The sequence below is a fragment of the Gilvimarinus gilvus genome, assembly GCF_030518155.1.
GTDB lineage: Bacteria > Pseudomonadota > Gammaproteobacteria > Pseudomonadales > Cellvibrionaceae > Gilvimarinus > Gilvimarinus gilvus.
The window spans coordinates 1-388 of sequence record NZ_JAULRU010000799.1 but is presented as its reverse complement, the minus strand read 5'-3'; the positions used below and the strand labels follow the sequence as shown (position 1 = coordinate 388).

1 protein-coding gene is annotated in these 388 nt (G+C 44.6%); it reads right to left on the bottom strand.

Going from position 1 to position 388, the window contains the following annotated elements; translation table 11 throughout:
• On the bottom strand, positions 1 to 220 hold a 220-nt coding region (locus QWI17_RS21545; RefSeq protein WP_302724600.1), incomplete at its 3' end, for a DUF4303 domain-containing protein.
• Positions 221 to 388 lie beyond the last annotated feature (168 nt).

Here is a 388-nt window from a genome sequence, read left to right as displayed (position 1 = left end):
GATAGTAACTACGAGACTCATCGCGATCCTCTTCATCCTCATCCTGAAGCTTTAGCTCCAGTGCCTCAAGAGAATTAGCTGCCATTGCAACTGTCATTGCGCTAGTATCTGTATAAAGGGCGAATGTATAGAAATGCTCACTTGGCCGTGCATCATGCAAATCTTTAATTGCCTGCTTCACAATGGACGAAACTTCAACTTCAAAATTCTTCCAATCCATCATCCTCTCCTAGGAACCACCAAAAATTTCAGCACCAATTTTTTGCAACTCACCCGTCATGGCGAAAGCTTCCTTATTGAAGGGTAAATCTTGAGCCATAATGGCTTTATCCGCCGCTTCAAGCTTGCCTGCAACCAGCTTCGCGTTCGCTATCGTATGACCTTGGTT